Here is a 15,741-nt window from a genome sequence, read left to right on the forward strand (position 1 = left end):
GAGCATAAGACCGGCTTGGGGGAGGCGGAGAAATACCGTTAGCGGCTTTGGCCGGCGGCTGGCTAGCGTGGGCGGATGAAGCTGCTGTCAGTGAATCTCGCCAGGCCGCACACCGCGGAGTACACCGACTCCGCCGGACGCGTCACCGGAATCGACAAACGGCCCGCACCGCACCCCGTCCGCGTCTCCGCGCCAGGCCCCAAGGGCTCCGGCGGCAGCGGCCTGGCCGGCGACACCATCGGCGACTGGCGGCACCACGGAGGCGACGACCAGGCGGTGTACGCGTTCGCGCGCGAGGACCTGGACGGCTGGGCCGCCGAGCTCGGCCGCGAGCTGCCGAACGGCGTCTTCGGCGAGAACCTCACCACCACCGGCGGCAGCGTGAACGACGCCCGCGTCGGCGAGCGCTGGCGCGTCGGCGACCCGGACCGCGGCCCCCTGCTGGAGGTCAGCTGCGGCCGCATACCGTGCCGTACGTTCGCGGGCTGGCTCGGCGAACGCGGCTGGATCAAGCGCTTCACGCAGCGGGCGGCGCCGGGCGCGTACCTGCGGGTGATCGAGCCCGGCGAGGTGCGGGCCGGCGACGCCGTCCAGGTGGTGCACAGGCCGGAGCACGAGGTGTCGGTCGCGTTCTGGTTCCGCGCCCTCACCACCGAACCGGAACTGCTGCAACGGATGCTCGCGGCCGGCGACGCCCTGCCCCACGAGTCGCGGGAACGGGCGCTGCGGCGCGGCGCGTGAGGGGGTACGCGAGGCGGCGCGTGAGGGGGACGCGGGGCAGATAGCGTTCCCCGTATGACGACTGCATTGATCACGGGCGCGACGTCGGGGATCGGCGCCGCGTTCGCGCGGCGGCTGGCGCGGGACGGGCACGACGTGGTGCTGGCCGCGCGGAAAACCGAACGGCTGCGCACGCAGGCCGCCGAACTGCACGACCAGCACGGCGTCGAGGTGTCCGTGCTGACCGCCGACCTCGCGACCGAGGACGGCATCAGCGCCCTCGAACAGCGCCTCGGCGACCGCGCGCGCCCGGTGGACCTGCTCGTGAACAACGCGGGCTTCGGCACCAAGGGCCGCTTCCTGGAGGTGCCTCTCGCGGACGAGTTGACGATGCTCCGCGTGCACTGCGAGGCGGTGCTGCGCTCGACGACGGCGGCGGCCGAGGCGATGCGCGAACGGGGGCGGGGCGGCGTGGTCAACGTCGCCTCCGTGGCGGCGTTCGTGCCGAACGGCACGTACAGCGCGTCGAAGGCGTGGATCGTCCAGTTCACGCAGGGGGCGGCGCGGAACCTGGCGGGCACGGGCGTACGGCTGATGGCCCTGTGCCCCGGCTTCGTACGGACGGAGTTCCACGACCGGGCCGGCCTGGACACGGGGCAGGTGCCGGGCTGGATGTGGCTGGACGCGAGCCGCGTGGTGGACGCGGCGCTGGCGGACCTGGCCCGCGGGCGTGAACTGTCCGTGCCCGACCCGCGGTACAAGGCCATGACGGGCCTGGCGAAGCTGGCCCCGAGCCGCGTGCTCTCGCGCGCCACGTCCTCGACGCGCCGCCGCTACGGCCCGAAGTAGCGCGCGCAGCACCGGACGACGGGGCCGGGGCGGCGCGCCGAACGGCGAGGGGCTCGCTCAGCCCCCGCCGCCACCACCGCCGTCGCCTCCGCCACCGCCACCGCCGTCGAAACCGCCGCCGTCGATGCCGCCAGGGTCGCCGCCACCGCCGCTGGTCCCGGAGCCGGAGCCGGTGTTGGACCTGGAGCCGCGCCAGCCGGAGTACATCCCGACGAGCAGGAACAGCACCGCCAGCACGATCGACAGTTCAGTCACCATGTCCTCCGCGGTGTCACCGGTTGCTCCACTGCTGCCCATTCTGCCGGCGCCTGCCCGAAGCCCCTTGGGTTCATGCGCAGTTGGCCCGCGCCGTGCGAGGCCCCGGCGTCCCCCGCGCAACGGGTGAGGCCCGGCTTCCCGTACACGTTCCGTACGGGAGAACCGGGCCTCACCATCGGCACCGCGCGACCGCGGGTCGCCTGTGCCCTGCTACGGCTCAGTGCGAGTGGCCGTGTCCGCCGCCAGCCGGGGCGTCCTCCTCCTCGGCCGGCTTCTCGACGACCAGGGTCTCGGTCGTGAGCAGCAGCGAGGCGATCGACGCCGCGTTCTCCAGGGCGGAACGGGTCACCTTGACCGGGTCGATGACGCCGGCCTTGACCATGTCGCCGTACTCGCCGGTGGCGGCGTTGAAGCCGTGGCCGTTCTCGAGCTCGGCGACCTTCGAGGTGATGACGTAGCCCTCGAGGCCGGCGTTCTCGGCGATCCAGCGCAGCGGCTCGACGACGGCGCGGCGCACGACGGCGACACCGGTGGCCTCGTCGTCCTGCTTGTCGAGCGAGCCCTCCAGGACCTTCGCGGCGTGCACGAGCGAGGAGCCGCCGCCGGCGACGATGCCCTCCTCGACCGCGGCGCGGGTCGCGGAGATCGCGTCCTCGAGACGGTGCTTCTTCTCCTTGAGCTCCACCTCGGTCGCGGCACCGACACGGATCACGCAGACGCCGCCGGCCAGCTTGGCCAGCCGCTCCTGCAGCTTCTCGCGGTCCCAGTCGGAGTCCGTGGCCTCGATCTCGGCCTTGATCTGGGCGACGCGGCCCTCGACGTCGGCCTTGTTCCCGGCGCCGTCGACGATCGTCGTGTCGTCCTTGGTGACGGTGACGCGGCGGGCGGTGCCCAGCACGTCCAGACCGGCCTGGTCGAGCTTGAGGCCGACCTCCTCGGCGATGACGGTCGCACCCGTGAGGGTGGCCATGTCGCCGAGCATCGCCTTGCGGCGGTCGCCGAAGCCGGGCGCCTTGACAGCGACGGCGTTGAACGTGCCGCGGATCTTGTTGACGACGAGCGTGGACAGCGCCTCGCCCTCGACGTCCTCGGCGATGATCAGCAGCGGCTTGGAGCCACCGGCCTGCATGATCTTCTCGAGCAGCGGCAGCAGGTCCTGGATGGAGCTGATCTTGCCCTGGTGGATCAGGATGTACGGGTCGTCCAGGACGGCCTCCATACGCTCCTGGTCGGAGACCATGTACGGCGACAGGTAGCCCTTGTCGAAGGCCATGCCCTCGGTGAAGTCGAGCTCCAGGCCGAAGGTCTGGGACTCCTCGACGGTGATGACACCGTCCTTGCCGACCTTGTCCATCGCCTCGGCGATCAGCTCGCCGACCTGGCTGTCCTGGGCGGACAGCCCGGCGACCGCGGCGATGTCCTCCTTGGAGTCGATCGGGCGGGCGGACTTGAGCAGGTCGTCGGAGACGGCCTTGACCGCGGCGTCGATGCCCTTCTTCAGGGCAGCCGGGGAGGCGCCGGCCGCGACGTTGCGCAGGCCCTCGCGTACGAGCGCCTGGGCCAGCACGGTGGCGGTGGTGGTGCCGTCACCCGCGATGTCGTTGGTCTTGGTCGCCACCTCCTTCACCAGCTGGGCGCCGAGGTTCTCGTACGGGTCCTCGGCCTCGACCTCCCTGGCGATGGTGACGCCGTCGTTGGTGATGGTCGGGGCGCCGAACTTCTTGTCGATGACGACGTTGCGGCCCTTGGGGCCGATGGTCACCTTGACGGTGTCCGCAAGCTGGTTCACACCGCGCTCGAGGGCGCGGCGGGCGTCCTCGTCGAACTTAAGAATCTTGGCCATGGGAGCTGTTGGGTCCTCTCAAACGAACTGCGCCCCGGCCCCGGCTCTCGCGGGTTCCAGGGCGCAGATCAGGCAATCTTCGGCTTGGGTGAATTACTTCTCGACGATCGCGAGAACGTCGCGCGCCGAGAGAACGAGGTAGTCCTCGCCGTGGTACTTCACCTCGGTGCCGCCGTACTTGCTGTACAGCACGATGTCGCCGACGGAGACGTCGAGCGGAAGCCGGTTGCCGTCCTCGAAGCGCCCGGGGCCGACGGCCAGGACGGTGCCCTCCTGGGGCTTCTCCTTGGCCGTGTCCGGAATGACCAGGCCCGAGGCCGTGGTCTGCTCGGCGTCGAGCGGCTGGACCACAATGCGGTCCTCGAGCGGCTTGATGGCAACCTTGGAGCTGGTGGCGGTCGTCACGATCCGACCTCCCCCTTCGGAGATCTCAGCGGGGTACGCATGTCTGGTTGGCGCTGGCCAGAACCGTCGTCGCGGGTGCCGGTCTGCCCGTCGCTTCTGGCACTCCCCGGCGGGGAGTGCCAGCCTTGACATTATGCCTCGATTAGCACTCCGTCAACTAGAGTGCCAGGCGCTCAGAGATAGTCCTCCAGCCGACCCACGGAATAGCCCTGATCTGCGGCGAGCCGGAGCAGTCTGCGGGTCATGTCGGCCATGGTGCCGCCGTCGCCCCACTCGGCCGGGCCGCGGTAGTGGGTGAGGATGATCGCGCCGGGGTAGAGCCGCCGGCCCGGCTCCTGGAAGTCGACGCGGTCCGCCCACGCCTCCATCCCCCACAGCACGACCGCGTCCACGCCGCACTTCCGCGCGGCACGCAGCGTGTCCTTGTCGTACTCCCCGTACGGCGGCCGGAACAGCCGCGGCTCCGGGCCGCCGAACTCCCGCTTCAGGTTCTCCTGCTGCCCGCAGATCTCCTTGCGCTGCCGCTTGTACGAGAGCGCCGGCAGAAACGGGTGGTGCAGCGTGTGGTTGTGCGTCGTCCCGCCGAGGCGTTCCAGCTCGCGGAAGTACTCGTACCCGGCGCCGGGGCGCGACTCCTCGTCGGTCAGGAACGAGGTCACCGGCAGGTCCATCTCGCGTACGAGATCCAGGAATTCGGGGTCCTTGACAGTGCCGTCGTCGATGGTCAGGAAGATGACCTTGTCGTCGGTCGGCACCCGCGAGACGACCTTGGCGTCGCGTACGCGCGGCTTGAGCGCGGGCGGCGCGGCGGGCGCGGGCAGCGGGCGCTTCAGGCCCCAGCGGCGGTAGGCGGCGAGGCGCTGCTGGACGCGTTCGGCGTGGCTTGCGAGCGCCTGGGCGGAGGACAGGGCCTGGCTGCGCTGCGCGGACGCGAGCGCCAGCCCGGGGGCGGCAGGTGCGGCCTCGGGCAGCAGCTTGGGCGCGGCCTCGCCGGGCCCGGGACGGGGGTCGTCGACGAGGGGCTGCGGCGGGCCGAGGAGCGGGCGGAGGGGGCCCGCCTGCCGGTCCGCGGCCGGATGCGCGCCGGGGCCGGCGCCGTCCGGCGGCACTCCGGTGCCGGCGGCCCGTACGTCCACCGCGGGGGCGACCGCCGTGAGCAGCGCGAGCGTCGAGGCGAGCAGTGCCCGCCTCGACGCCCGCCAAGGCATATTTCCCTTTTGTAGGATTACGCGCATAACGCCGGATCGTGTCACCGGACCCCGCGTGCGCCCGTACGGCGTTCCGGCGCGGCGGGGAGAATGGCCCGTGTGGCCGTACCCGACACGCCGGCTCCGACCGGCGACGCCTCCCCGACCCCGCTGACCTCGTTCGAAGCGCTGCTCACCGACGAGGGGCAGCGGCTGCTCGCCGAACTGCGGGACTACGACCCCGCGCACGAACTCGCCGTCGCCACCCGGCTGCGCCGCGACCACCCCGCCGCGCTGGTCACCGCCGCGCTGGCGCAGGCGCGGCTGCGCCAGCGGGCGGCGGCGAAGTTCGGGGCGCGGGACGCGGCCCGCATGTACTTCACGCCGGACGGCGTCGAGCAGGCGACCCGTACCGCCGTGGCCGCGCACCGCGCGGAGCGCTTCGCGGCGCGCGGCGTACGCCGTATCGCCGACCTGTGCTGCGGCATCGGCGGCGACGCGATCGAACTGGCCCGCGCGGGCATCGCCGTACTGGCCGTCGACCGCGACCCGCTGACCTGCGCGGTGGCACGCGCCAACGCGGCGGCGCTCGGGCTCACCGCACGCGTCGAGGTGCGGTGCGCGGATGTCACGGAGGTCGACACGAGCGCGTACGACGGCGTGTTCGTGGACCCCGCGCGCCGGGGCGGGCGCGGTGGCCGCGGCGGGCGGATCTTCGATCCGGAGGCGTACGCGCCGCCGCTGAGCTGGGCCGTCGAGACCGCCCGCGCGGCGGACGCCGCCGCGCTGAAGATCGCGCCGGGCGTACCGCACGAGGCGCTGCCGGAGGACGCCGAGGCGGAGTGGGTCTCGCACGCGGGGGACGTGAAGGAGGCGGTGCTGTGGTTCGGCGGTGCGCGGTCTGGGGCGCGGGGCGGCGCCCCCGCCGTGCGGGCCACGCTGCTGCCGCGTGGTGACTCGCTGAACGGGGCGGGTGCGGGGGCGGGTGGCGCCGGTGGTGGCGGCGCGGGCGCCGGTGGCGGGGCGCCGTACGAGGCGCCGCCCGTCGGGCCGGTCGGCCGGTACCTCTACGAGCCGGACGGCGCCGTCATCCGCGCCCACCTCGTCGCCGAGGTCGTACGGGAGACGGGCGGGCGGCTGATCGACCCGTCCATCGCGTACGTCACCGCCGACGAGCGCGTACGGACGCCATTCGCCACCGCGTACGAGATCACCGACGTGCTCCCCTTCAACCTCAAGCGGCTGCGCGCGCTGCTGCGCGAGCGCGAGGTCGGCACGCTGACCGTGAAGAAGCGCGGCTCGGCGGTCGAACCGGAGGAACTGCGGCGGAAGGTGAAGCCGCGGGGGGCGGGGTCCGCGACCGTGTTCCTCACGCGGGTGGCCGGTGCGCCGAGCATGCTGCTCGGGCACCCGGCGGTCTGACGCCGCCGGGCACCGTCCGCCGCCGTGGCCCCGCGGCTCAGCGGCCCACCGCCGGTGCCCCGTGGCCGGGGGCCGTCCTCAAACGCCGAACGGGCTGGGATTGCGCCGGACGGGCTGGAGCTCGCTCAGCGGGGCAGGCGGTCGAGGAGGGTGGGGGCCCATGAGGGGTCGTAGGCGTCCAGGCGGGGGAGGCCGCCCTCGATGGGGTCGCCCGTCCATTCGAAGACCGCGCCCGGGTTGTGCGCGTCGTAGCCGTCCGCGCTGAACAGGTGCGGGCTGCCCTGGATTTCGGGCCCCTGCGCGATGCGCCAGTGCGCGTACATCTCGGCCCGGCCCGCGCCCCGTTCCAGCGCCTTCGCCAGCTCGGCGGCGTCCACGTGCGGGCACTTCTCGGCCAGCCGGAGGATCACCGGGTGGATGCTGACGCACTGGTGCTCGACGTAGAAGGCGTGCCGCAGCGCGGCGTCCAGTTCGTCGCTGCCGCGCAGGCCGCCGACCGCCGGGTCCTTCGCGGCCTGTACGGCCTCCATGGCGGGCAGCATCGCGGACGGGTAGGTCCACTCGGGCTTCGACCAGACCCGCCAGCCCAGTTCGGGCCGTCGCGCGCCGATCACGATCGTCTCGGGTTCCACGATGTACTTCGGCGTGGGCATGTTGTTGAACAGTTCCAGCGGGAACGCCCTGTGGTCGATCAGCACGTCCTGGCCGCGTTCGGCCGCCGCCGCGCGCAGCGTGTGCAGGGCGAGGCTGGCCCAGGGGCAGCCGATGTCGGACCAGACGGTGACCGTTCCGGGGTCGGGGCTGGCGATGCCTGTCGGGGTCATGCGTGCGTGCCTCCTCGTACGGGCGCGGTCCGCGCGGTTCAGTCGTTCGGCTGCACCTGCTCGAAACGCCAGCGGTGTACGGGCCGTGCCGTCAGCTCGGCCGGGGGATCGGGGAGTTCGGGCAGGTCGGCGTCGAGGGCCGCGTGCCACCAGGTGATGACGAGCACCCTGCCCCCGGGCGCGGAGTACGTCTCGCGACGCAGGGGCGCCGGGGCGAGGGGGTGCCCGCGGCACCAGGACAGCAGTTCGCGGTCCCGTCCCTCGGGGGCCTTGGCCTCCCACATCAGTGCGACAGTCATGAGTCGTAGAGGTTCTTTCTGCTGAGTTCGTGGACATGGTCGTGCGCATGCACATGCGCATGCGCGTGGCCGTGCCCGTGCCCGTCCGCATGGGCGGCCACGGGCTGGGACTCAGGCGACGCCGACGCCGGTACGGGAGAGGGCGCGGGCGCGGCGGTGCCCGGTACGTGCGGCTCCGTCACCGGCAGCGAGGAGTCCGCGGGCAGGTCCCAGGACGAGACCGAACGCCCGCGCGCGACCATCTCGGCCCCGAGCGCCGCGACCATCGCGCCGTTGTCCGTGCACAGCTTGGGACGCGGCACGCGCAGCGTGATCCCCGCGTCCGCGCAGCGCTCCTCGGCGAGCGCGCGGAGCCGGGTGTTCGCCGCCACTCCCCCGCCGATCATGAGGTGGTCGACGCCCTCGTCGCGGCAGGCGCGGATCGCCTTCCGCGTGAGCACGTCCGTGACCGCCTCCTGGAACGAGGCCGCCACGTCCGCGACGGGCACGTTCTCGCCCGCCGCCCGCCGGGCCTCGACCCAGCGCGCGACGGCGGTCTTGAGGCCGGAGAACGAGAAGTCGTACGGCGCGTCGCGCGGCCCCGTGAGCCCGCGCGGGAAGGCGATGGCCGCAGGGTCGCCCTCGCGTGCGTAACGGTCGATCACCGGGCCGCCGGGGAAGCCGAGTTGGAGGATGCGGGCGATCTTGTCGAACGCCTCGCCCGCCGCGTCGTCGATCGTCGAGCCGAGCGGCCGTACGTCCGCCGTGATGTCCGGTGCCAGCAGCAGCGACGAGTGGCCGCCGCTCACCAGCAGCGCCATGGTCGGCTCCGGCAGCGCGCCGTGCTCCAGCTGGTCGACGGCGATGTGCGAGGCCAGGTGGTTGACCCCGTACAGGGGCTTGCCCAGCGCGTACGCGTACGCCTTGGCCGCCGAGACGCCGACGAGCAGCGCGCCCGCGAGCCCCGGCCCCGCCGTCACGGCGACGCCGTCCAGGTCGCGCGCCGAGACACCGGCCTCGGCCAGGGCCCGTTCGATGGTCGGAACCATCGCCTCCAGATGCGCGCGGCTGGCGATCTCGGGCACGACGCCGCCGAACCGCGCGTGCTCGTCGACGCTGGACGCGACGGCGTCGGCGAGCAGCGTACGGCCGCGGACGACGCCGACGCCGGTCTCGTCGCAGGAGGTCTCGATGCCGAGGACCAGGGGTTCGTCTGTCATGGCTTCCGCTCGTCTCCGGGTGGTGCGTTCGTTACGGCGCCGGGCGCCACGTTGTCGGGTCCCGTGGCCGCGTGGGGTCCCGTGCCGGCGCGCGGCCCGTGCCGGGGCTCCGCCGGGCGGCCGTTCCGCATGACCAGCGCGTCGACGTTGCCCGGCTGGTAGTAGCCGCGCCGCACGCCGATGGGCACGAAGCCGAAGCGCTCGTACAGGCGGCGGGCGGGGTGGTTGTCGACCCGTACCTCGAGGAGCACCTCGTGGCACCCGAAGTCGGCCGTGGCCGCGGACAGGAGCGCGTCCAGCAGGCGCGCGCCGAGGCCCGTGCCCCGGTACGCCGGCAGCACCCCGAGGGTCTGGACGTCGCCGGTGCCGTCCACCGCGACGAGGCCGCCGTACCCCGCCAGGGTCCCGTCGGGCGCGACGGCCACGAGGTAGCGCCGGGTGGCGTGCGCGCCCCGCGCGTACGCCAGCTCCGACCAGAACATGCCCTCGGACCAGGCGTCCTCCGGGAACACCTCGCGTTCGAGCGCGACCACCGGCTCGATGTCCCACCAGCGCATCTCGCGCAGCCGGAGGCGCGTCCGCGGGTCCGCCGCCGGAGTCGGGGCGGCTCCGTGCGGCTGGTACGGCTCCGGGCTCACCTGGGCGTGACCACCTTGTAGTTGGCGGGCACCTGGGCGTCCGGACGGCGGAGGTAGAGCGGCCGCGGCGGGAGCAGTTCCGTCCCGGCCGCGAGTCTCCCCACGGCGAGCGACGCGAGCGCGGCGGCGGACTGGTGCTCGGGCAGGTCCGTACGCACGCCCGTGAACGTGCTCTCGTACAGCCGCGCCCCCACGCCGACCGCCGCCACCCCGGCCACCTCCCCGGCGATGTCGTCCGGGCGGTCGACGGCCGGGTCGCCCACACGCGTAAGGGAGTCGGCGTACCGCGCCCAGTACACCTCCTTGCGCCGCGCGTCCGTCGCGACCACGAAGGGGGTGTCCAGCCCGGAGGAGTACGCGATGCCGTCCAGCGTGCACAGCCCGTGTACGGGGATGCCGAGCGCGGCACCGAACGCCTCGGCCGTGGCCAGCCCCACCCGCAGCCCCGTGTACGGGCCCGGGCCGACCCCGGCGACGATCGCGGTGACCTGCCGCAGCTCGCGGTCCGCCGACCGCAGCACGCGGTCGACGGCCGGCAGCAGCAGCTCGCCGTGGCGGCGGGCGTCGACCTGGGCGGAGTGGGCGAGGACCCGCTCGCCGTCGTGCAGGGCGACGGTGACGGCGGGCGTGGCGGTGTCGAGAGCGAGCAGCAGCACGGTTCCAGCGTACGGCGGGCGGGGCCGCGCGTTGTCCGCGCGGTACGGGTCGGGGGCCGCGCGGCGGGCGCCTCCGCGGGTGTCCGCGGACGGTCCGCCCGCCTCCGTACCGGCTGCTACCGTCAACCCCGGAACAGGCACACGGAGAGGTGACGGCACGGTGGGCGCACGCAACAGCGGTGGCAGACCGGGGAAGGCCGTGGCCTGGCTGACCGCGGCGGCGCTGGGCGTCGTCGGCTTCTTCGCCTACCAGGCGTCCGCCGCCATGGACGGCGTGTCCCCGGCTGCGAAGCGGCCCGGCTCCTCCGCCTCCCCGACGACCTCCGACAAGGCCAAGCAGGAGACGGCGGTCCCGGCCCGCTCCGGCAGCGGAGAACGCGTCGTCTACTCCCTGAAGCGCAAGCGCGTCTGGCTGATCGGCGCGGGCGACAAGGTGCAGCGCACGTTCGAGGTCTGGCCGAGCTCGGTCAGCCCGCCGCCCGACACGTACCGCGTGACCACACGCACCCGGCACGTCACGGGCTCGGACGGCGTCCCGGTGGAGAACGTGGTGCGCTTCGCGAACGTCGAGGGCACGGTCATCGGCTTCAGCTCGGCGTTGGACGGGTCCACGCCCGACCCGGAGTCCGACGAGAAGACGGGCGGCATCCGCGAGCGGGAGAAGGACGGCCAGGCGATGTGGCTGTTCGCGACGACGGGCACGAAGGTCGTCGTCGTTCCCTGAGCCCGTGGGCGTGTACCGCGCTCCGATACCGCCAGAACGAGTGACAGCGCGGCCGTCCGCGCCCCTGCCCGCTACGCCGCGCGGCGGCCCCGCTGCGCGGTGCCGTGTCCGGCGTGTCCGGCGGCCGCGTGCTTCTCCTCGTCGGACGCCGGCTCGGAGGCGGATTCGGACGCGGGCCGGGCGGGCCGTTCCGGCGGCGTGGACACGGCGTCCGCCGCGGCGCAGGACGCCAGCACCTCGCTCATCGACGGCGACGGCGACGGCTGCGGCTGCGGCTGCTTCCGCGTACGCGGGTGTTCCCGCTCTCCAGCCGGCATGGGCCCTCCTGAAGTTAGGCAGACCTAACTAGACTCTCGACCTCCATAGGACCACGGCTCGCGCCGCGTACGCAACTGCTTGCCGACGCCCTGTCGGTATCCTGTCGGCAACTTCCCCCGCCCGCACCCGGCGGCCGTACGGGCTACGCCAGAACGCTCAGATCCACGTCCGCCCAGCGCGCACCGGTCCCGATGACGGTGACCTCGCGTACGTCCCGCTCGGCGGCGCCCGGCCCGGCGGACTCAGGCCCCGCGGGCTCCGGCCCGGCGCCGGTGGTGCGGTCGATCACCACGTGCAGCCGGTCCTCGGACAGCTCCTCGACCTTCCCCTCGCCCCACTCGACCACGACCACGGAGTCGGTCAGCGACACGTCGAGGTCCAGGTCGTCCATCTCCTCCAGACCGCCGCCCAGCCGGTACGCGTCCACGTGCACCAGCGCGGGGCCGCCGTCCAGCGGCGGGTGCACGCGCGCGATGACGAACGTCGGCGAGGTCACGGCCCCCCGTACGCCCAGGCCCTCGCCCAGACCGCGCGCCAGGGTGGTCTTGCCTGCGCCCAACTGCCCCGTCAGCAGGACGAGATCGCCGGGGCGCAGCAGCCCCGCCAGCCGCCGCCCCAGCTCCCGCATCCGCTCCGGGGTCTCAACGGTGACGGCGGCGCGCACGGGACCGGCGTCCCGCGCCGGGCGCGGGGGTGTCTGCTGAGGGGTTGTCTGCTGCCGGGTCGTCTGCTGCGGAGCTGCCTGCTGCGGGAGGGCTGTCCGGTGGTGCGGTGCTTCCATGCGACCGGATGGTACGCGTGCGGGCGAGCAGTCCGGCGAGTTGCTCGTCGACCAGCTCGGGCCGTTCCAGCGTCACCAGGTGCCCGGCGTTCTCCACGACGACCAGCGTCGCGCCGGGCAGCGCCGCGGCGATCCTCTCGCTGTGCCCGTGCGGGGTGAGCTGGTCACGGTCGCCTGCGAGCACCAGCGCGGGCACGTCGCCGAAGTACGGCAGCGCCGCCGCCTTCTCGTGCTCCGCGAACGCCGGATAGAAGTCGGCGACCACATCGACCGGCACCGCCTCGATCAGCCGCTCGGCGAACCGCGCCACCCCGGGGTCCACGTCACCGGGGCTGCCGAACGAGTACCGCCTGACCAGCCCCGCGAACAGGTCCGCAGTCGCCCGCCGCCCCCGTTCGACCAGCTCCGTCTGCGCCGCCAGCGCCCTGAGCACGCCGGGCAGGACCCGCCGCGCGGCACGCGCGCCGACCGCGGGCAGCCCGTACGTCACCTCGGTGAGCCCGCCCGCGGACGTACCGATGAAGGCGACACCGGCGACCCGTTCGGCGACGAAGCCGGGGTACTGGTCGGCCAGCGCCATCATCGTCATGCCGCCCATCGAGTGCCCGACCAGGACGACCGGGCCCTCGGGCACCGCCGCGTCCAGCACGGCCTTCAGATCCCGCCCGAGCCGGTCGATGCTGACCGGCTCCCCGGCCGCGGCACGGGCGGAACGGCCGTGGCTGCGCTGGTCCCAGTACACGGAACGGACGGCTCCGCGCAGCGCGGCCCGCTGGAAGTGCCAGGAGTCCTGGCTGAGGCAGTAGCCGTGCGAGAAGACGACGGTGACGCCGGGGGTGGCGTCGGCCGCCCCCGGCGCGTCGGCCCCATCGAGCTCGCCGTCGGTCTCGTCGGCCTCGTCGGCCTCGTCGATCTCGTCGATCTCGTCGATCTCGTAGTGCAGCTCCGTGCCGTCCGCCGCGACCGCCGTGCCGGGGGTGCCGCGCAGCGAGCCGTACGGGCCCGCCGCGTCCAGTGCGGCGCGGGCCCGGCGGCGCACCGTACGGTTCACGGTCAGCCGCTCGACCGCCACGCCCGCCGCGAGCAGCCCTATCGCCGCCCCGGCCACGCCCGCGTGCCGTACCCAGCCTCCGCTCCCGGGGCTCCCGCCACCGCCCGGCTGCTCGCTCATCCCGGCACGCCTTCCGTGCTCGTACGGTCGCCCGCGTCGCCCGCGCCGTCCCCGTCGTCCGTGTGCCCCGCGGCCTGCGCGCCCTCCCCCACGTACACGCGGGGCACGCGGGCGCCGACCCGGGTGACGATCTCGTACGAGATCGTGCCCACCGCGCGCGCCCAGTCCTCCGCCGTCGGCTCGCCCCGGTCCCCCGGCCCGAACAGCACCGCCTCGTCGCCCACTTCGGCCCTGTCCCCGCCCAGGTCCACCACGAACTGGTCCATCGCCACCCGCCCCGCGACCGTCCGCAGCTTCCCCGCGACCAGTACGGGCCCGCTGCCGGACGCGTGCCGCGGGACGCCGTCGCCGTAGCCGGCGGGCACGAGCGCGAGGGTGGTCTCGCCCTGGGTCGTGTACGTGTGCCCGTAGCTCACCCCGTGCCCGGCCGGCACCCGCTTCACCTGCGCGAGGGACGCGCTGAGCGTCATCGCGGGCCGCAGCCCGAGATCCGCCGCGACGCCGACCTCCGGCGACGGCGACAGGCCGTACACGGACACCCCGGGGCGTACGAGGTCGAAGTGCGCCTCGGGGAGCGTGAGGGTCGCGGGCGAGTTCGCCATGTGCCGCACCTCGGGGGCGAGTCCGGCGCGCTCGGCGGTTTCCAGCGCCGTACGGAACGCGTCCAGCTGGGCCGCGATCGACGGGTCGCCCGGCTCGTCGGCACGGGCGAAGTGCGACCAGATGCCGGTGACCCGTACGGCGCCCTCCGCCTCGGCGGCACGCGCGGCGGCGACCAGGTCGGGCCAGTCGGCGGGCTGGCAGCCGTTGCGGCCGAGCCCCGTGTCGGCCTTGAGCTGTACGCGGGCGGTACGGCCGCACGCGCGCGCCGCCGCCACGATCTCGTCCAGCGCCCAGCGGCCGCTTGCCGCCACGTCGACGTCCGCCTCGATCGCCTCGCGCCAAGGCCCGCCGGGCGTCCACAGCCAGCACAGCACCCGGCCCCGGTCGCCCGCGGCGCGCAGCGCCAGCGCCTCCTCGGGCACCGCGGTGCCCAGCCAGGACGCCCCGGCCCGGCGGGCGGCACGGGCGCACGGCAGCAGCCCGTGCCCGTACCCGTCCGCCTTCACCACGGCCATCAGCTCCGCGCGCGGGGCGCGGGCGCGGAGCGCCCGTACGTTGGCGCGCACCGCGCCGAGGTCGACCTCGGCGCGGACACGTACGGGGGCGGCGCGGCCGGGTGCGGGCGCCGTGTCGGGTGCCGCGGGGGGCGCCGTGGGGGCGGTCCGTGGCCCGGTGGACTGGTCGTTCATCCGGCCAGTCTCTCAACCCGCACGGCCGTACGGTGCCACCGGCGACCGCCCCGGTTTCCCCGCCGCCGTTCCGCCCCTACGGGTTGGGCTTCCGGCCCCAGCTGTACACGCGGTCGCCCTGGCGCAGGAGCTTCCACAGCCGGGCCGCGTCCTGGTACTCGAGGTTCACGCAGCCGTGGGAGCCGGACGTCGTGTAGAGGTCGTCGTAGACGCCGTGGATGGCCTGGCCGCCGTTGAAGTACTGGCTGAACGGCATCGGCGACTCGTACAGCCGCGACCACTCGTGCCGGACCCGGTTCGTGATCCGGTTCCAGCCCGTACGGGTCTCGTAGCCCGGCTTGCCGGTACGGACCGGGACCGGCTTGTAGACCATCCTGCCGTTGTTCGTCACCCACAGGAGCTGGCGGTTCAGGTCCATGCACACGACCTTGCCGCGCGCCGTCGGGCACCCGCGCAGCCGGTCCGGATGCTTCTGCGCCCAGCGCAGCGTCATCACCTTCCAGGTGACGGGACCGGCGAAGCCGCTGTTCGGGTAGATGCCGACGGCGGTCTGGTACTTCTGGATCGCCAGGCAGTCGGACGGCGACTGCCTGCCGTCGACCTTCAGCTTGAGATACCGCTCGACGAACCGCTGGTACGGCCCCGTCGAACGCGAACAGCGCGGCATACGCGGCTTCGCGGCACGGTCCTGGATCTGCTCGCCCCGCGGCACGTACTCGATCAGCGCGCTGGGCACCGCGTACTCCGCGCCGGGCGTCCTGCGCTCGGGGCGGGCCCGGCTCTCGTCGCCGGGGGCGGCGCGGTTGTCGGCGGGGGCGGCGTTGTCGTCGCCGCGAGCGGCGTTGTCGGGAGCGTCACCGTCCGGCGGGAACATGCCCTGGTCGGGGGTGATCCGCTGGTACGGCTGCTTGGGCTCCAGCGGGTATCCGGGTACGAGGCTCTCCTCGGGGACCGGGCCACGCGGGACGGGCCCGTCCCCGGTTGCGGCGCTTGCGGCGCTGGCGGCGCTCGCGCTGCCGAGGGCGAGCGGTACGGCGATGGCTGCGGCGAGTACGGCCGCGCCGAGCTTCTGGGCTTGGATTCGTGTGCGCACGCTGTACGCATGCACGGAGGGCTCTCGCGCGCCGCGCGGCGGGGGCGGAAACCACCCCGCCG

Annotated in this window: 18 protein-coding genes; 4 read left to right on the forward strand and 14 right to left on the reverse strand. The window is 74.0% G+C overall.

What is annotated here, in order from left to right; genetic code table 11:
• Positions 1–75 precede the first annotated feature (75 nt).
• Positions 76–741, forward strand: a complete 666-nt coding sequence (locus DVA86_RS04575) for an MOSC domain-containing protein (protein WP_208876002.1) — start codon at positions 76–78, stop codon at positions 739–741.
• A 54-nt stretch (positions 742–795) separates the two neighbouring features.
• Entirely contained in the window at positions 796–1,569 is a 774-nt protein-coding gene (locus DVA86_RS04580; protein ID WP_208876003.1) for an SDR family NAD(P)-dependent oxidoreductase, read from the forward strand.
• 57 nt (positions 1,570–1,626) lie between these two features.
• Here the strand turns inward: DVA86_RS04580 and DVA86_RS04585 are convergent, their stop codons facing one another.
• From DVA86_RS04585 to DVA86_RS04600, 4 genes are all read right to left on the reverse strand, one after another.
• Positions 1,627–1,827, reverse strand: a complete 201-nt coding sequence (locus DVA86_RS04585; protein ID WP_208876004.1) for a hypothetical protein — start codon at positions 1,825–1,827, stop codon at positions 1,627–1,629.
• A gap of 217 nt (positions 1,828–2,044) precedes the next feature.
• On the reverse strand, positions 2,045–3,670 hold the full coding sequence (gene groL / locus DVA86_RS04590; RefSeq protein WP_208876006.1) for a chaperonin GroEL: 1,626 nt from the start codon (positions 3,668–3,670) through the stop codon (positions 2,045–2,047).
• Between the two features lie 93 nt (positions 3,671–3,763).
• Complete coding sequence (gene groES, locus DVA86_RS04595) at positions 3,764–4,075, reverse strand: co-chaperone GroES (RefSeq protein ID WP_121518526.1); 312 nt, start codon at positions 4,073–4,075, stop codon at positions 3,764–3,766.
• A 173-nt stretch (positions 4,076–4,248) separates the two neighbouring features.
• Entirely contained in the window at positions 4,249–5,283 is a 1,035-nt protein-coding gene (locus DVA86_RS04600) for a polysaccharide deacetylase family protein (RefSeq protein ID WP_208876008.1), read from the reverse strand.
• Between the two features lie 90 nt (positions 5,284–5,373).
• Here DVA86_RS04600 and DVA86_RS04605 point away from each other — a divergent pair, with 90 nt between their 5' ends.
• Positions 5,374–6,684 (forward strand): class I SAM-dependent methyltransferase, encoded by a 1,311-nt coding sequence (locus DVA86_RS04605; RefSeq protein WP_208876009.1) that lies wholly within the window; start codon positions 5,374–5,376, stop codon positions 6,682–6,684.
• Positions 6,685–6,809: 125 nt separating this feature from the next.
• On the opposite strand, the gene DVA86_RS04610 is transcribed toward DVA86_RS04605, so the two are convergent.
• From DVA86_RS04610 to tsaB, 5 genes are all read right to left on the reverse strand, one after another.
• On the reverse strand, positions 6,810–7,508 hold the full coding sequence (locus tag DVA86_RS04610) for a DsbA family oxidoreductase (RefSeq protein ID WP_208876011.1): 699 nt from the start codon (positions 7,506–7,508) through the stop codon (positions 6,810–6,812).
• 38 nt (positions 7,509–7,546) lie between these two features.
• Entirely contained in the window at positions 7,547–7,807 is a 261-nt protein-coding gene (locus DVA86_RS04615) for a hypothetical protein (protein ID WP_208876017.1), read from the reverse strand.
• The gene (gene tsaD / locus DVA86_RS04620; protein ID WP_208876018.1) at positions 7,804–9,006 is read right to left on the reverse strand and encodes a tRNA (adenosine(37)-N6)-threonylcarbamoyltransferase complex transferase subunit TsaD; all 1,203 of its coding nucleotides are present in this window, start codon (positions 9,004–9,006) and stop codon (positions 7,804–7,806) included. The genes DVA86_RS04615 and tsaD overlap by 4 nt, the downstream gene beginning before the upstream one ends.
• Complete coding sequence (rimI, locus tag DVA86_RS04625; protein ID WP_281279354.1) at positions 9,003–9,572, reverse strand: ribosomal protein S18-alanine N-acetyltransferase; 570 nt, start codon at positions 9,570–9,572, stop codon at positions 9,003–9,005. Before rimI ends, tsaD begins: the two co-directional genes overlap by 4 nt.
• Before the next feature lie 68 nt (positions 9,573–9,640).
• Positions 9,641–10,300, reverse strand: coding sequence for a tRNA (adenosine(37)-N6)-threonylcarbamoyltransferase complex dimerization subunit type 1 TsaB (gene tsaB / locus DVA86_RS04630; RefSeq protein ID WP_208876020.1), 660 nt, complete (start codon positions 10,298–10,300; stop codon positions 9,641–9,643).
• 160 nt (positions 10,301–10,460) lie between these two features.
• On the opposite strand from tsaB, the gene DVA86_RS04635 reads away from it, so the two are divergent.
• Entirely contained in the window at positions 10,461–11,024 is a 564-nt protein-coding gene (locus tag DVA86_RS04635; RefSeq protein ID WP_245996343.1) for a hypothetical protein, read from the forward strand.
• 71 nt (positions 11,025–11,095) lie between these two features.
• Here DVA86_RS04635 and DVA86_RS04640 read toward each other — a convergent pair whose 3' ends face one another.
• The 5 genes from DVA86_RS04640 to DVA86_RS35145 form a co-directional block, all read right to left on the reverse strand.
• Entirely contained in the window at positions 11,096–11,341 is a 246-nt protein-coding gene (locus DVA86_RS04640; RefSeq protein ID WP_208876022.1) for a hypothetical protein, read from the reverse strand.
• A gap of 143 nt (positions 11,342–11,484) precedes the next feature.
• Complete coding sequence (gene tsaE / locus DVA86_RS04645) at positions 11,485–11,970, reverse strand: tRNA (adenosine(37)-N6)-threonylcarbamoyltransferase complex ATPase subunit type 1 TsaE (protein ID WP_245997541.1); 486 nt, start codon at positions 11,968–11,970, stop codon at positions 11,485–11,487.
• Between the two features lie 13 nt (positions 11,971–11,983).
• Entirely contained in the window at positions 11,984–13,294 is a 1,311-nt protein-coding gene (locus DVA86_RS04650; protein ID WP_208876023.1) for an alpha/beta fold hydrolase, read from the reverse strand.
• A complete protein-coding gene (alr, locus tag DVA86_RS04655) occupies positions 13,291–14,586 on the reverse strand; it encodes an alanine racemase (protein WP_208876024.1) in 1,296 nt (431 codons plus the stop codon). The genes DVA86_RS04650 and alr overlap by 4 nt, the downstream gene beginning before the upstream one ends.
• Before the next feature lie 76 nt (positions 14,587–14,662).
• The gene (locus DVA86_RS35145; RefSeq protein WP_245996344.1) at positions 14,663–15,679 is read right to left on the reverse strand and encodes a L,D-transpeptidase; all 1,017 of its coding nucleotides are present in this window, start codon (positions 15,677–15,679) and stop codon (positions 14,663–14,665) included.
• Positions 15,680–15,741: the final 62 nt, after the last annotated feature.

It is taken from the genome of Streptomyces armeniacus, from assembly GCF_003355155.1.
GTDB lineage: Bacteria > Actinomycetota > Actinomycetes > Streptomycetales > Streptomycetaceae > Streptomyces > Streptomyces armeniacus.

What these genes read in the sequence shown, in the direction of transcription:
- DVA86_RS04575 (WP_208876002.1), top strand. Translation starts at nt 76, where the DNA reads ATGAAGCTGCTGTCAGTGAATCTCGCCAGGCCGCACACCGCGGAGTAC.
- DVA86_RS04580 (WP_208876003.1), top strand. Translation starts at nt 796, where the DNA reads ATGACGACTGCATTGATCACGGGCGCGACGTCGGGGATCGGCGCCGCG.
- DVA86_RS04585 (WP_208876004.1), bottom strand. Translation starts at nt 1,827, where the DNA reads ATGGTGACTGAACTGTCGATCGTGCTGGCGGTGCTGTTCCTGCTCGTC.
- groL (WP_208876006.1), bottom strand. Translation starts at nt 3,670, where the DNA reads ATGGCCAAGATTCTTAAGTTCGACGAGGACGCCCGCCGCGCCCTCGAG.
- DVA86_RS04600 (WP_208876008.1), bottom strand. Translation starts at nt 5,283, where the DNA reads ATGCCTTGGCGGGCGTCGAGGCGGGCACTGCTCGCCTCGACGCTCGCG.
- DVA86_RS04605 (WP_208876009.1), top strand. Translation starts at nt 5,374, where the DNA reads ATGGCCCGTGTGGCCGTACCCGACACGCCGGCTCCGACCGGCGACGCC.
- DVA86_RS04610 (WP_208876011.1), bottom strand. Translation starts at nt 7,508, where the DNA reads ATGACCCCGACAGGCATCGCCAGCCCCGACCCCGGAACGGTCACCGTC.
- DVA86_RS04615 (WP_208876017.1), bottom strand. Translation starts at nt 7,807, where the DNA reads ATGACTGTCGCACTGATGTGGGAGGCCAAGGCCCCCGAGGGACGGGAC.
- tsaD (WP_208876018.1), bottom strand. Translation starts at nt 9,006, where the DNA reads ATGACAGACGAACCCCTGGTCCTCGGCATCGAGACCTCCTGCGACGAG.
- DVA86_RS04640 (WP_208876022.1), bottom strand. Translation starts at nt 11,341, where the DNA reads ATGCCGGCTGGAGAGCGGGAACACCCGCGTACGCGGAAGCAGCCGCAG.
- tsaE (WP_245997541.1), bottom strand. Translation starts at nt 11,970, where the DNA reads ATGCGGGAGCTGGGGCGGCGGCTGGCGGGGCTGCTGCGCCCCGGCGAT.
- DVA86_RS04650 (WP_208876023.1), bottom strand. Translation starts at nt 13,294, where the DNA reads ATGAGCGAGCAGCCGGGCGGTGGCGGGAGCCCCGGGAGCGGAGGCTGG.
- alr (WP_208876024.1), bottom strand. Translation starts at nt 14,586, where the DNA reads ATGAACGACCAGTCCACCGGGCCACGGACCGCCCCCACGGCGCCCCCC.